Annotated in this window: 19 protein-coding genes; 6 read left to right on the top strand and 13 right to left on the bottom strand. The window is 43.2% G+C overall.

Annotated features, from left to right (window positions below):
- Positions 1-5: 5 nt before the first annotated feature.
- Positions 6-152, bottom strand: coding sequence for a hypothetical protein (locus BSU_12875; RefSeq protein YP_009513953.1), 147 nt, complete (start codon positions 150-152; stop codon positions 6-8).
- Between the two features lie 100 nt (positions 153-252).
- A complete protein-coding gene (mhqA, locus tag BSU_12870; protein ID NP_389170.1) occupies positions 253-1,203 on the bottom strand; it encodes a hydroquinone-specific extradiol dioxygenase in 951 nt (316 codons plus the stop codon).
- A 388-nt stretch (positions 1,204-1,591) separates the two neighbouring features.
- On the opposite strand from mhqA, the gene steT reads away from it, so the two are divergent.
- The 6 genes from steT to spoIISC all read left to right on the top strand — a co-directional run bounded on the left by steT (position 1,592) and on the right by spoIISC (position 6,064).
- Complete coding sequence (gene steT, locus BSU_12860; RefSeq protein NP_389169.1) at positions 1,592-2,908, top strand: serine / threonine exchanger; 1,317 nt, start codon at positions 1,592-1,594, stop codon at positions 2,906-2,908.
- 275 nt (positions 2,909-3,183) lie between these two features.
- The gene (ykaA, locus tag BSU_12850) at positions 3,184-3,801 is read left to right on the top strand and encodes a putative PitB transporter accessory protein (protein NP_389168.1); all 618 of its coding nucleotides are present in this window, start codon (positions 3,184-3,186) and stop codon (positions 3,799-3,801) included.
- 12 nt (positions 3,802-3,813) lie between these two features.
- Complete coding sequence (gene pitB, locus BSU_12840) at positions 3,814-4,815, top strand: putative low-affinity inorganic phosphate transporter (RefSeq protein ID NP_389167.2); 1,002 nt, start codon at positions 3,814-3,816, stop codon at positions 4,813-4,815.
- Positions 4,816-4,924: 109 nt separating this feature from the next.
- The gene (gene spoIISA / locus BSU_12830) at positions 4,925-5,671 is read left to right on the top strand and encodes a three-component apoptosis factor (ABC toxin/antitoxin/antitoxin system) (protein NP_389166.1); all 747 of its coding nucleotides are present in this window, start codon (positions 4,925-4,927) and stop codon (positions 5,669-5,671) included.
- Positions 5,671-5,841: a three-component apoptotic control system component B (antitoxin B) gene (spoIISB, locus tag BSU_12820; protein NP_389165.1), complete on the top strand. Its 171-nt coding sequence runs from the start codon at positions 5,671-5,673 to the stop codon at positions 5,839-5,841. Before spoIISA ends, spoIISB begins: the two co-directional genes overlap by 1 nt.
- Before the next feature lie 85 nt (positions 5,842-5,926).
- Positions 5,927-6,064: a three component toxin / antitoxin / antitoxin SpoIISABC, antitoxin C gene (gene spoIISC, locus BSU_12815; protein YP_009513952.1), complete on the top strand. Its 138-nt coding sequence runs from the start codon at positions 5,927-5,929 to the stop codon at positions 6,062-6,064.
- Between the two features lie 36 nt (positions 6,065-6,100).
- On the opposite strand, the gene xlyA is transcribed toward spoIISC, so the two are convergent.
- From xlyA to xkdS, 11 genes are read right to left on the bottom strand one after another with little or no spacing between them, the layout of a single operon-like run.
- On the bottom strand, positions 6,101-6,994 hold the full coding sequence (gene xlyA / locus BSU_12810; RefSeq protein ID NP_389164.1) for a phage PBSX; N-acetylmuramoyl-L-alanine amidase: 894 nt from the start codon (positions 6,992-6,994) through the stop codon (positions 6,101-6,103).
- Positions 6,995-7,006: 12 nt separating this feature from the next.
- Positions 7,007-7,270 carry a phage PBSX; holin gene (xhlB, locus tag BSU_12800; RefSeq protein ID NP_389163.1) on the bottom strand — a complete coding sequence of 88 codons (264 nt, stop codon included), beginning with the start codon at positions 7,268-7,270 and terminating at the stop codon, positions 7,007-7,009.
- A 12-nt stretch (positions 7,271-7,282) separates the two neighbouring features.
- Positions 7,283-7,552, bottom strand: a complete 270-nt coding sequence (gene xhlA / locus BSU_12790) for a phage PBSX; putative enzyme (RefSeq protein ID NP_389162.1) — start codon at positions 7,550-7,552, stop codon at positions 7,283-7,285.
- A gap of 52 nt (positions 7,553-7,604) precedes the next feature.
- The gene (xepA, locus tag BSU_12780) at positions 7,605-8,444 is read right to left on the bottom strand and encodes a phage PBSX; lytic exoenzyme (protein NP_389161.2); all 840 of its coding nucleotides are present in this window, start codon (positions 8,442-8,444) and stop codon (positions 7,605-7,607) included.
- A gap of 43 nt (positions 8,445-8,487) precedes the next feature.
- Positions 8,488-8,652 carry a phage PBSX; conserved hypothetical protein gene (xkdX, locus tag BSU_12770; RefSeq protein ID NP_389160.1) on the bottom strand — a complete coding sequence of 55 codons (165 nt, stop codon included), beginning with the start codon at positions 8,650-8,652 and terminating at the stop codon, positions 8,488-8,490.
- Positions 8,649-8,978, bottom strand: coding sequence for a phage PBSX; conserved hypothetical protein (xkdW, locus tag BSU_12760; protein NP_389159.1), 330 nt, complete (start codon positions 8,976-8,978; stop codon positions 8,649-8,651). The genes xkdX and xkdW overlap by 4 nt, the downstream gene beginning before the upstream one ends.
- Before the next feature lie 11 nt (positions 8,979-8,989).
- The gene (gene xkdV, locus BSU_12750; protein ID NP_389158.1) at positions 8,990-11,053 is read right to left on the bottom strand and encodes a phage PBSX; conserved hypothetical protein; all 2,064 of its coding nucleotides are present in this window, start codon (positions 11,051-11,053) and stop codon (positions 8,990-8,992) included.
- Between the two features lie 2 nt (positions 11,054-11,055).
- Positions 11,056-11,328, bottom strand: a complete 273-nt coding sequence (xkzA, locus tag BSU_12749; protein ID YP_003097716.1) for a phage PBSX; conserved hypothetical protein — start codon at positions 11,326-11,328, stop codon at positions 11,056-11,058.
- A complete protein-coding gene (xkdU, locus tag BSU_12740) occupies positions 11,325-11,903 on the bottom strand; it encodes a phage PBSX; conserved hypothetical protein (RefSeq protein NP_389156.1) in 579 nt (192 codons plus the stop codon). Before xkdU ends, xkzA begins: the two co-directional genes overlap by 4 nt.
- Positions 11,887-12,933, bottom strand: a complete 1,047-nt coding sequence (gene xkdT / locus BSU_12730; RefSeq protein NP_389155.1) for a phage PBSX; putative base plate assembly protein — start codon at positions 12,931-12,933, stop codon at positions 11,887-11,889. Before xkdT ends, xkdU begins: the two co-directional genes overlap by 17 nt.
- On the bottom strand, positions 12,926-13,351 hold the full coding sequence (gene xkdS, locus BSU_12720; RefSeq protein ID NP_389154.1) for a phage PBSX; conserved hypothetical protein: 426 nt from the start codon (positions 13,349-13,351) through the stop codon (positions 12,926-12,928). Before xkdS ends, xkdT begins: the two co-directional genes overlap by 8 nt.
- Positions 13,352-13,403 lie beyond the last annotated feature (52 nt).

Below are 13,403 nucleotides of genomic sequence, written 5' to 3'. Positions count from 1 at the left end.
ATTTTTCACTCCTTTTTGTCTAACTTTGAAATAGTGTAACAAGCAAATATGAATAAACTATTAATAAACAAAGACAATATTTTTGCCGAGGCCATTCCATACCAATCACCCATATTTGCAAAGGGTTTTAAGCCATTTCTCCCAATCAGCATCTGATATTTCCTCCCTAATAAGGCATGCTGTTTAGGTCAAAATTAATTATGGTAATAAAAAAAGCCCTCCGGCGGCGCCGGAAGGCAAAAGAATCACAATTTATTGGATCGGTTTCAATTTTGCTTCAATTTCTGCTCTTCGATGCTCTAGATATGGCGGAAGAGCAATCGTTTGGCCAAGCTCATCAAGATTTTCATCTACCATAAAGCCCGGTCCGTCTGTTGATAACTCGAACAAAATGCCGTTCGGTTCTCTGAAATACAGCGCCTTGAAATAGTAGCGCTCAACTATGCCTGAATTGCTAAAGCCTTCGCGGCTGATGATCCGGTGCCACCCGGCAAGTTCTTCTTCATCTCTTACCCGAAATGCGACGTGGTGAACACTCCCTTTGCCTTGACGCTCTCGCGGAAGATCGTTTCTTTCTATTAAATGGATTTCCGTTGCAGCACCGCCTTCTCCTGATTCCAGAATAACGGCGGTTCCTTGCCCTTCGACTGGTTCACGGCTGATTTCTGTAAATCCAAGAATATTCGTCAATACGTGTAAAGTTGGTTCAGCATATGGCACAGTCAGTTCAACCGGCCCTAACCCGCGAAACGAAAATTCTTCCGGAATGCCGCTCTGTTTAACAGGCAGGCCATATCCTTTTCCTTCCTCATCAGCAGTCAGCACAAGTCGCTGCCCCTCATGATCTTGAAATGCCAATATGTCACGTCCGGCTCTTTTGGAGATGCCGCTGTGCGTTACTTGCTGCTCTTCAAAACGTTCTTTCCAGTAATGCAGGGCTTCTGTGCCTGGAACGCGCAATCCAATAGAAGAAATACTGTTTGTTCCCGCATGAAACGGTGCAATGCGGGGAATCTCGAAAAACGTCAGCTCAGTTCCCGGGTTTGCCACTTCATCTCCGTAGAACAGATGGTACATTGTCGGTTCATCCTGATTGACGGATTTTTTGACGAGCTTTAATCCTAATACTTTCTTATAGAAATCCAAGTTTTTTTGTGCGTCGGCCGTTAATGCCGATACGTGGTGAATGCCGTTAACTTTCATATGCTGTCCCTCCAGGTTATTTTATCTCGATTTCGAGATATCATATCATAATTGTATATTTATTGTTCTAATAACAAAGTATTTTATTCGCATGAGAAAGTCAACATATCAGCTTCACCGAAGGTTCGTTCATTTTCTGAATTCTCATCTCCCCTCTGTACCGGCTAAAATCCTAATACATAAAACACGAACTTTGTAAATAAAAATTATGAATTTTATTCGTTTATAGACCATTAAAACAGGTATTTCTACAGTTTTATCTGCTGTACACAAAGCAAATTTCGAAAATCAGAAAATTTATTTTATTTCACTTTTCTAAAATAGGGTTTACAATATGAAAAAATAGATTCTTCAACATGAAGCTTCAACATCATAGGAGGTTAAGGACATGCATACTGAAGACAACGGTTTGAAAAAAGAGATAGGCCTCTTGTTTGCCCTTACTCTTGTCATCGGAACCATTATCGGTTCTGGTGTTTTTATGAAGCCCGGCGCTGTGCTTGCTTATTCAGGTGATTCAAAAATGGCGCTTTTCGCCTGGCTGTTAGGCGGTATTTTAACACTGGCGGGCGGTTTGACAATCGCGGAAATCGGAACGCAGATTCCAAAAACCGGCGGGCTTTATACGTACCTTGAAGAAGTGTACGGCGAGTTTTGGGGATTTTTGTGCGGCTGGGTGCAGATTATCATTTACGGCCCGGCGATTATTGGCGCGCTGGGTTTATATTTTGGATCTTTAATGGCGAATCTTTTCGGCTGGGGATCTGGACTATCAAAAGTCATTGGAATTATAGCAGTTCTCTTTTTATGCGTCATTAATATTATCGGTACAAAATACGGCGGTTTTGTCCAAACGCTGACAACGATCGGAAAACTGATTCCGATTGCCTGCATCATCGTCTTTGGCCTTTGGAAAGGCGATCAGCACATCTTCACAGCAGTAAACGAAAGCATTTCTGATATGAACTTCGGGGCGGCTATTTTAGCTACGTTGTTTGCTTATGACGGATGGATTCTCCTTGCCGCTCTCGGCGGAGAAATGAAAAATCCCGAAAAGCTGCTGCCACGCGCTATGACGGGCGGATTATTAATTGTAACGGCGATCTATATTTTCATTAATTTTGCATTGCTTCACATCCTGTCAGCGAACGAAATTGTCACGCTTGGTGAAAATGCGACAAGCACCGCTGCAACCATGCTGTTCGGTTCAATTGGCGGAAAGCTGATCAGTGTAGGGATTATCGTCAGCATCTTTGGGTGCTTAAATGGAAAGGTGCTTTCTTTCCCGCGTGTTTCATTTGCAATGGCGGAACGCAAACAGCTTCCATTTGCTGAAAAACTGTCACATGTACACCCGTCGTTCCGCACACCATGGATTGCGATTTCTTTTCAAATTGCTTTGGCTTTGATTATGATGCTGATCAGCAACCCTGATAAGCTCTCAGAAATCTCCATTTTCATGATCTACATTTTTTATGTGATGGCCTTTTTTGCAGTGTTTATTCTCCGCAAGCGAGCAAAGGGAGAAAAGCGCGCCTACAGTGTTCCGCTTTATCCATTTATGCCAATTCTGGCAATCGCGGGCTCCTTCTTTGTGTTAGGCAGCACACTCATTACAGATACAATGAGCTGCGGATTATCCATCCTCATCGGCCTTGCCGGACTGCCTGTTTATTACGGGATGAAAAAACGAAAAGCAAGCTGATAAAACGGTTCCCTTGTTTAGGGAACCGTTTTTTGGTGAAACAGAAGATAAAAGTTGACAGGAAAAACACAACTTTTGATATACTTTTTACGTTAAGCAGAAAGTTTTTGCAAACTTGGGTCGTTTTTTTAAAGCGAAGTAGGTCAAAATAAGGAGACACGATTTATCAAAAAAGTCAAGATACGTTTTTTTCGACTTTACCTGTTTTTTTTCGACAAAAGGCTATATAATAATTTGATGTGTGCATTGTTCATTCAAACTATGGAGGGTTTTTAATGATAAGAAGAAAAAAAGATAAGTTCTCACTCCTTTTAACAGAAATTGCAAAGAACATAGACGAAACTGCAGAATATTTTGTGAATTTTAAGGTCACTAACCAAACGACTCTTAAAGAATTTGCAGATACGTTAAAGGAATATGAAACAAAAGGTGACAATCATGTTCATGTCATGATTAAAGAGCTTAACAAAGCGTTCATCACTCCTATTGAGCGCGAAGATATCCTTCAGCTGACAAACAGCTTGGATGATGTGCTTGACGGAATCGAACATTTCTCTGCCATGATGGAGATTTTCTCAATTACTTCATCAGACGAGCATATTGATAAATTCAGCGGATATATCAGAGAATGTGCGAAAGAGATTTTGATTACGATCGAGCTGCTGGCAGAAAATCGCTTAAAGGATATTCAGCCTCACGCAATCAAAATTAAAGAGTATGAGCACAGTTGTGACAACTTGCACAGAAAATCATTAAAGAATCTTTTCGGAAATGAAACAGATCCAATCAAAGTCATTCAATATCGTGAAATATACGAAACGCTTGAAGAAATCGCCGACTCTTGTCAAAGTGTTGCCAATAATCTTGAAACCATCATTATGAAAAACGCGTAACGAGGGGTAAAAATGGATATTCTATTAATATTAACGATACTAATAGTCATTTGTGCTCTGGCGTTTGATTTCATCAACGGGTTTCATGATACGGCAAACGCAATTGCGACTTCGGTATCAACAAAAGCGTTAAAACCGCGCCATGCCATTATATTGGCTGCTGTGATGAACTTTGTCGGAGCAATGACGTTTACAGGTGTTGCCAAAACCATTACGAAAGACATCGTAGATCCTTATACGCTGGAAAATGGCTCTGTTGTCATTTTGGCTGCGCTACTCGCTGCAATTGCCTGGAACCTTATCACATGGTACTACGGTATCCCAAGCAGCTCATCCCATGCCATCATCGGCGCTATTGCCGGTGCAGCCATTGCGGCAGCCGGATTTGCAGCGTTAAACTATAAGGGCTTCATTAAAATCATTGAAGCACTGATTCTATCACCAATTATTGCCTTTGTCCTTGGTTTTATTCTTTATAGCATCGTTAAGCTGATTTTCAAAGACAGCAACTTGGCGAAAACGAATAAGCAATTCCGCAGAGTGCAGATTGTAACAGCTGCCCTGCAATCGTATACACACGGAACAAACGATGCGCAAAAAGCAATGGGAATTATCACAATGGCTCTCATCACAGCGAATTTACATACTTCTGCTAATGATATTCCTACCTGGGTGCAATTCGCCTGCGCGACAGCCATGGGTCTCGGAACATCAATCGGCGGCTGGAAAATCATCAAAACCGTTGGCGGAAAGATCATGAAAATCCGTCCGGTAAACGGTGTTTCCGCTGACTTAACCGGAGCAGCCATTATTTTCGGCGCCACGTTTATTCATTTGCCGGTCAGTACAACCCACGTCATTTCTTCATCAATTCTTGGCGTCGGTGCGTCCCACCGCGTAAAAGGCGTAAACTGGGGTACGGCCAAGCGAATGCTCATTACATGGGTCATCACGCTTCCGATTTCAGCGACACTTGGTGCCATCGCCTACTTTATTTTAAATATGATATTTTAATGTCACACCGCTTCTGTCAAAGGAGCGGTTTTTTTGATGGAACAGGAAAACCATCCGGATCTCTCGAATACAATAAGCAGAACCTATTTCAGATGTGAGGGATTCGAATATGGTTTTATTCTTTCAGATCATGGTCTGGTGCATCGTGGCCGGACTGGGGTTATACGTGTATGCCACGTGGCGTTTCGAAGCGAAGGTCAAAGAAAAAATGTCCGCCATTCGGAAAACTTGGTATTTGCTGTTTGTTCTGGGCGCTATGGTATACTGGACATATGAGCCCACTTCCCTATTTACCCACTGGGAACGGTATCTCATTGTCGCAGTCAGTTTTGCTTTGATTGATGCTTTTATCTTCTTAAGTGCATATGTCAAAAAACTGGCCGGCAGCGAGCTTGAAACAGACACAAGAGAAATTCTTGAAGAAAACAACGAAATGCTCCACATGTATCTCAATCGGCTGAAAACATACCAATACCTATTGAAAAACGAACCGATCCATGTTTATTATGGAAGTATAGATGCTTATGCTGAAGGTATTGATAAGCTGCTGAAAACCTATGCTGATAAAATGAACTTAACGGCTTCTCTTTGCCACTATTCGACACAGGCTGATAAAGACCGGTTAACCGAGCATATGGATGATCCGGCAGATGTACAAACACGGCTCGATCGAAAGGATGTTTATTACGACCAATACGGAAAAGTGGTTCTCATCCCTTTTACCATCGAGACACAGAACTATGTCATCAAGCTGACGTCTGACAGCATTGTCACGGAATTTGATTATTTGCTATTTACGTCATTAACGAGCATATATGATTTGGTGCTGCCAATTGAGGAGGAAGGTGAAGGATAATGGAACGTGCGTTTCAAAACAGATGCGAGCCCAGAGCGGCGAAGCCGTTTAAAATCCTGAAAAAACGTTCAACCACCAGTGTCGCAAGCTATCAAGTCAGTCCGCATACAGCAAGAATCTTCAAAGAAAACGAACGGCTGATTGACGAGTATAAACGAAAAAAAGCATGATCACACTAAAAGGACAAGGGAAAACAGCTCTTGTCCTTATTCCTTTTCTTAAAGGGTGACATATAATAAATACAAACAGAGGATAATGTCAGGTGATACAGTGAAAAAATTGGTGAGGCGTGTGAAGTTTGTTGATTACGGAAGGTTTGGGCTTTCCGGGTACTCGCTTCGGGTGAGGGAGCGCAGTGCTGGAATTATAAAAAAGTTGAAGAAGAAAAAATAAATCCCGGAGCGGCTCCGGGATTTTTATGGTCTTTGATCAGCTTAATTGCGCTGCGATCTTCTCTTTCGTCGCAGGCCCGTAGATACCGTCAGCAGTTAGACCGTTAACAGACTGAAAACGGGCAACTGCGTCAGCTGTTTTCGGTCCGTAAACGCCGTCAATTCCGTTGTTAACAGCGCCTTTATCAGGGTAAAAATACAGAGCCGCAAGTGCTCGTTGCACCTGAAAGACGTGTTCTCCTGATGTATAAGGTGTTGTCAATTGAATGATACCATCAGGGAGCGGATAGAGCTCGGGTTTTTCAGCAGCCGATGGAGCACTTACAATTAATACTTGACCAACGCGAATAAGATTCGGGTCTTCGATATTGTTCCACTCTTGCAGCTGAGCAACCGTAACACCAAATGCTCTCGCTATAGATGTAAGTGTGTCGCCCTGTTTCACGACGTAAGTTTGGCTGCCGCCTCCCCCAATTCCTGCTTTGAACGAATCCCACGTATCTAACAATTTTCGCGGACATTCCTTCCCTGACCAATACTTATGAGGGACGACATTGGCGAGACTGATATTATGTTCAGCCATTAATGTTTTGATGAGCCACTGGGCATTTGCTGTTGCTTTTGCAAAATCGCCATCGGCATTTTCGCAAATTTCAATTCCAATAGAAGCCCGGTTGCCGCTGCCATTTCCGTCTCCCGCATGCCAGCCGTTTTCATTTAAAGGCAGATGCTGATAAATTTCTGTATCATCAACTGTAAAATGCCAGCTTGTCGTCGTATCAGGATTTTTCAAATAGCGGGCATGCGCTGCAGCATCTGCTCCTACTGCGGTATTCGCTGTGTTGTGCACCGTAATGTAAAGCGGCGTCATTGCGTAGCCTGGACGGTTATTTGCGCCAACCGGAATAAAGTCTTGAATAATGTTAACCATTTTCATCTCTCCTTATTTCGTCAGATTATTGTCCCTTAACAAGTCGCGCTGTTTTTTCCCTTTTTCTGTTACATAGTTGTTTTTAAACCAAGCGGCAAGTGTCGTTCCAATTGTAAATGCGATGGAACCGGCTGAATAAAGAGCGTCAGCGAGCTGATTGACCTGCTCCTCCTGAATGTCCAATGGTGATTTGCCGAGCATCAGCATGGTCTGGTTGATTAAAGCAATTAAAAGAAGCACCGTCCTGATGACCGTGCCCTTGTCAAACGTGTTCATAAAAATCCCCCTTTAATGCTGCAGCAGGCTGTACATAATGGCGATGGCTCCGCCAATGATGCCTGTAGACACTGCTGTAATGATGGCACCTGTGATGGTGCGTTTAATCCACGTGGTGTTTTCTTCAATTTTGTTTAATTTTTCGTTCAGCGTCATGATTTGCTGGTCTTGCCGGTCAGACACGCGTTCTAATGCGGAAACCCTCTGCTCAAGTGCTTTGTGCTCGCCTTTCATGTCTGCTAAATCCTGCTGAAACACATTCACGTCTGCCTCTTGCTGCATCTCTCACTCCTCCTTCACATGCAGATCACCTCCCTTCCGAGGGCCGAGACTATTATGAAACCGCGGTCCCTTTTACCGAAAGAGTACCGCCGGTGATACTGATAATCTCCATGATGATCTCCTTAAACCCTTTAATATCAAAGGCCCATGCCTCAGCTTTTCCTAATGTACTGGAGGCAGTGGTAGCATCATCAGTTTTCACGCCTCTGATCGGCAGTTTCTGTCCTGACACCGATTTGCCCCAAAATTTGACTTCGCTCATTTCTGCTGTGCCGTAGACTTCAACGAGTAAATGCGCGGCACCGTCAACAGGTAAAGCAGCCCCCTCGCTGGCGGACTCTGCATTTTCATGAAAGACAAAGTCAAATGTTTTGCGAGCCTCGACTTTCAGCCGTCCATCGTGTGTTTGATTCTCCGCAAAGTCAATCTGTAAAGGCGTTTTTTCATTGACACGCACATCCATCTCACCCGCACCGACTGATTGGTATAATACAAACTCAGATTGCTGAAGATTCCCGTTCACATAGCGGAAACGGTAATAGCGTTTAGAAAGATATACCCAGTCCGTCGCTGTCAGGACGCCTGCTGCGACATTAACTGCTGCTGTCGTTGTCCAAACATTGTTGTTGTCGCTTTCTTCTATAAAGAGCGTACCTTCACGATCTGCATACGCCCAGCCCTTCACTTTCGAAATCAGAACTGCGCCAAGCCTGTCCTGCCCGAGCTGACTGTATGCCTCAGTCGCCTTTAAAGCAGCATTTGTTAAAATCTCCGCTACGCCTGACAAATTCGAAACAGGTGTCACAAAATCATTTTTTCCTCCTCGATAGGGCTTTACAGCGCCGGCTTTTCCAGCCTTATCGAGAGGAAATTCATATTGATACTTCACCATCTTCATCCTCCTTTGATCTAAAAACAGGCAAAATAAAAAAGCCTTACATGGCTTTACCGGTAATTTCTTTATACTGGTCAGCTGTGATCAGCTTTTTGTTCACACCCTCTGCCAGATCCTGAATTGAACAGTCTTCATATGCTAAAGCCTGTTTCACCATATCCGTTGTCGCCCACTCATAATAGAGGGCAAGCACCCAATAATTCATTCAGCATAATCTCCTTTCAAGGAAAGTAATGATAGCTTTATATCTGACAACTCGTTCCCTAATGTTTTGTTCAGCTCTTCAAGCTGCTTGCGTGCCAGCTTTTCCTGTGACAATTCTTGAGCGAGAAGCTCCACCTGATCAGGCGGCTCGTACGGCGGATTTTTTTGCAGCTCTTCCCACCAGGTTTCGAGTTCTGCCTGAGTCGGCAACGGCGCCCGGAGATTCCATTTCTCAATGTATGAACCGTTCCCGTCATTACGCAATTCAAAATCCTTTCTCGATACTGCGTTTGGATACTTGTACATAATGGCATCATATAAGATCATAAAGGTACCTCCTAAACTCTCGGGTAATTTCTTCCGCCAAGCTCCAGAACATCAAAATAATTGAGAGCTCCATTCGAATCTGTAACATATCGTGTTACATCCCCGGAATAACCAACATAAACATAAATTTCAACATAATCTCCTGCATCAAGCGGAACTGTAACAGATCCAGTAACAGTTGCATTAAACTCATTATCACTGTTATTGGAAGGGGTAGGCATTCTAAATTGATTCATTAATTTATACTTTGTGCCGTTTACATAAACATATAATTCAAAATTGGAGTATCGCTCAGTATTTTCTATATATAAACTAGCACTGACTAAATGCATTCCTGCATGACTGGCTACAAACCTATTGTTTTTTGTATCAAACAATTTATGGCTATCTTTTATAATACGGTTATATTTAATTTTGTTATTTTCTCCTTTAATAAGGGCTTGACGCCCAGTAGTCCCAATATTAGCGTGAGCAAACCCTGATATCTTTTGCCACGCAGTCCAGCCTGAATCTGCCCACCAATGGCGGATCCAAGTCCCTACATGATCATAACTTCCACTAGTTGTGTCTGCATTTCCATAGAAATACTGAGTAAAGCGATAATTACTATGCTTTTCATTTTTTACAAATCCATAAGTGAGCGGGTATCCTGTAGTGTTATTGGCCCCTATGTCCATAAAAGTGATTCCGTATTTGTAATCATTTCCGCTTATTCTCGCATCTTGGATTGCATTTGATCCTGTTAGAACAGTTAACTTTTGATTTGTATAATTTGTTTCAACATAGTTTTTAGCATCAGCTAAAGCTTTATCCGCTTTATTTTGTGAACCTTCCGAATTCTCTAATATATACCACCCTGAATAATCAGTACCATTAACTGCTACCCTTGTATAAAGTGTTTTCGTAGAGATGCTAAACCAATCTTGACGTGTAGCCCATTTATTTGCAGAGGGGTAGATAATTAATAAACCTGTTCTGTTATCATTTAATGGAAATTGATTTTGCAAAACTGGATTTGCATTCATGTAATTAGTGTCTAAACGATAAGTGCCAGGCGGAAGATTTAAATCATTTGCATCGGTTATTGAATTTAATGGTCTAGTAATAAAGGCCGTGCTGTTAGTATAATCTTTTGATTGGTTTAAAGCAGTATCAGCTTTTTTTTGCGCACCATCAGGTGTCTCCTGCTTAACATTCTCAACATTTCCGAGACCCACTTGTTGTTTAGTAACTGAATGAGGATTAGTTTTATCATTTTCATGAAGATCTAATTCTGTTTGAACTCTATCTATAAAATCTGTTGTTGCAATTTGTTTCCATCCTCTAAATTCTCCATCAGTGTGAACCATTCCAATCCACATCATACTTCCCCAACTTTGGTAAGCTACTATTGTTTTCCTTCCTGAACCGCCTTCTACAATATCGTAGTTATACCAAGCTGCATCGCCTTCCACCGGGTTGTTTACAACTGACTGACCAACTGCACAATAAAATCCAGAAGATAATGTAAGAATATCTGTACCGTCTTGGAGTTGTATTCTTTTACCGTCGTCTCCAGTAAGTTTAATTAGTTGGGCAGCATTCCATTTGTTTCTTTCCCCTTCAGATACATGAACTTTAGAATTGCTTAAATGAGCATCAAAATCTGCTAGTGAGGCTTGTTTCACATTTTCGACATTCCCAAGTCCAACCTGTGCTTTTGTTACTTGGTTAGGATTATCTCTTCGTGCAGCAAAATTGTCTGTATATGCTTTGGCGTTTGCTTCAGCTTGATCTGCCTTATACTGGGCTCCGGCAGGTGTTTCCTTCGCATTCCATTCATCACGTTCTACTGATGTAATATGCCGGGTTGAATCATGATTATGTTCATTAAATTCCGTCTTTGAAGCCTGCTGCACATTATCCACATTCCCCAGCCCGATTTGCGCCTTTGTTGTGTTGTGGGGGTTGTTCATGTCGTTTTTGTGGGCAGCCAGGTCGGTGTGGGCGTCTTTTATTCCTTTTTCCCAGCGGTTGACGTCATCTTCGTTGATTGGGTCGTCCGGAAGCCAGTCTGTTTTTTCTTCGTATGCCATGTTTACACCACCTCAAAAGTAAATCTGAAATCGAGTGTTCTGTTTTCGCTGACGTCCAGGTCAGTCTTTCTCTCTGTGATCACATTGCCCAGCTCGTCAAAAATTTGTACCGTTTCAATATGCTTGATGTCTTCCTCACGTTTTGTCAGAACGGTGACTGTCGCACCGTCAATGGCGAGCTCTACTATTTCTGTTTTTTGGCCGTTGAGCAGCACGTGATCGATTCTGCTTTTTAGATCAGCCGCTGTGCGTTCTCTGTATATGGTTGAAATCAAGTTAAAACCACCTCATTGTTGTTAAGAGTGACAGAATAACCGACCTTGAGCTCACTGGCTGTTCGGTATCTGCGGTGATTCAGGATGACTGTATCTTTGATTCGCAGCGTCTCATTCAATCCGCCTCTGAGCGTATACGCCAAATGAGCGGGTTTCATGTTTTCTATCGCTTCGATCAGCTCATTCATGTGCTGGAGGTCATCAACATTGATATCGACGTTAAATCGGTATTCGCCGGGAAGCAGGCGGACCTGTGCAGACGGGTTTTTCAAGAAACGGTTTACCGCCTGCTCAATGGCCCTGTATGTGATTGGCGGGATGTTCGACATTTTGGAAATGAGCCGCAATCGTCTGATCTCATCAGTGTCGCCTGATTCCCGCGGGACGTTTAAAATTTTTTCCCAGCGGCTGAGCCCCCAAGTCGCCGTCGGTACGAATAACTGATCCGTCAGATCAAATATGCTGTCATTTTGTTTATCAAACTCAGGCGCTTCCGCTTTCAGCAGCTCGGCCATTTCTTTAAGGCTGGTGAGAAACGGCGGCAGATAAGCTCGCATGTCATCTTGTTTGCTCAATGATCTTCACCTGCCCAAGCTTAGGAATTTCCACGTCGCTCAGCACCAGATTTTCAGACGTGCCGTTGATTTGAATATTGGAGTAGTCACTGACTGATGGTGAATTATAGACGATATTGTTAATTTGAGAAAGGCGGATAACGTTGTCTTCAAACGCCATTTTTTTAAAGAAGTTTAAAACGCCTTCCTCAATTTCCGACTTCACTTCATCAATTGAGTGATTGATCTCAGGCAGCACTTCGGCAGAAATCTCAACTTCCTTCCAGACCGCGCTTTCCACCGTGACAACGGCTCCGATTGGCGCCTGTCCCTCTCCCTGTCCTGGTTCAGGGTCGATATAATCTTTCACTTTTTGAATTAAAATAGGAGAAGCGGGCTCAAGATTCGCATTGGTGACGACAATTTTGACCGTGCCTTCACCGTTCCAAAGCGGGAAGATCTTTGCCTTTCCCACACCGTCCACTTCCTCAGCCCACTCTTTATAATGCATTTTATTGGCACTGACGGCCTCACGCCGAACCCTTGTAAAATACCGTTCTCGCAAGCTGTCATCTCCCTCTTCCTCGCGCCCCGGAATCAGGATTTCTTTGACAATGGCCGTTTCTAAACCGGGAATGGTATCCAATGACAGTAAATTGCGTCCGGTCAGATTGGCGTTTCCCGCTTCACCAGGTGTTTCACAGATGAGCGTCCCGTCTGCCGTATATTGAAAATAAAGATTATCCACGTAAAAGCGGGAGCCGACAGGAATAGTAACTCCAGATGTAAACTCTCCCGCTCTGACCGCCTTTGTCGCGGCTGTCCGTTCAATTCCCGCTTCCGCTGCACGCCTGTCTAAAAATTCGCCTTGTGCGGTATCAGAAAAAACTAGCTCAAGCACAGTATCCAGCCATATATAAGACTTCGCAAGCTCGGCCGCCGCCGGGGCTAACGCATTATAAATGACGCTGCCTTCTCTTGTGTCAATATCTGCGGAAATGCTGTTCAGCATACGCTCCATAATCGCTTCAAAAGTCTGATCTTCAAACATCTTCGCCAATCACCTCCTCAATCTCAAGCGTTCCTTCATCCGTCTCCACCACGAAGGACACATGAAACGCGTCGCCTTGTTTTTCAATCTCAAAATCTGTTACAGCAGATATCCGGTCATCATAAACCAGCGCCTCTTCTATCAGTCTCGGAATCTCCATCTTTTTATACGCATCAGTCGTCTCATGATCTGTCAGCACGTCCTGAAGCTCGTTTCCGACATTATGGCTGTATATGGAATATGCATAGCGTTCTGTCTGTAAGGCGATATACACGAACTGCCTGATCGCTTCAAGCCCGGTAATCAGCTCATTCGTAATTCTTCCGTTTTCAAAATCTATTTTGTACGTTTGCGAGGTTTCAATGACTTCGCTCTCAACTTCAATATCTTCAAACTCCACTTCTGGTGTCAGGGCCATGTTGCCCACTCCTTTTACATGCTAAATAAAAACCCCTTCGTACTGAAGCGGT

The organism is Bacillus subtilis subsp. subtilis str. 168, assembly GCF_000009045.1.
Lineage (GTDB): Bacteria > Bacillota > Bacilli > Bacillales > Bacillaceae > Bacillus > Bacillus subtilis.
Note: the sequence above shows the minus strand (reverse complement) of the source record. Positions and strands in the feature narration are given on the sequence as shown.